This window comes from Mesorhizobium sp. M2E.F.Ca.ET.209.01.1.1, from assembly GCF_004010375.2.
Lineage (GTDB): Bacteria > Pseudomonadota > Alphaproteobacteria > Rhizobiales > Rhizobiaceae > Mesorhizobium.
On the sequence record NZ_SADP02000567.1, the window covers coordinates 1 to 349 of the forward strand.

1 protein-coding gene is annotated in these 349 nt (G+C 61.9%); it reads right to left on the reverse strand.

The window, feature by feature from the left end; genetic code table 11:
* On the reverse strand, positions 1-349 hold a 349-nt coding region (locus tag EN852_RS36930), incomplete at both ends, for a class I SAM-dependent methyltransferase (RefSeq protein WP_135879765.1).

Consider the following 349-nt stretch of genomic DNA (forward strand, 5'->3'; position numbering starts at 1 on the left):
CGGCCACCACCATGGCGGAGCGGTTGCGCGGCACCTCAGCCAGCCATTCGGGTTCGGTCACCGACGAACCGATCAGATGGTAGCGCTCGCGCGGTGGATAGAGCCTGCGCCTGAGGTCGATGACATCGGGATAGTCGACATCGAACCAGTCCACGCTGCGCGGCGGATCGACCCGGAAAATGCGCGTGTCGAGCCCGCATCCGAGATGCAGCACGATCGCATCCGGATTTCTGTCGAGGAAATCCTCGACCTGGGCATCCAGCGTCGCTGCCCGAATGGCAAAGCCCAGGCCGAGATTGCCGTCGACCTTGAGTTTCGAGAAATCATAGTCGATCTTCTTCACGGCCTC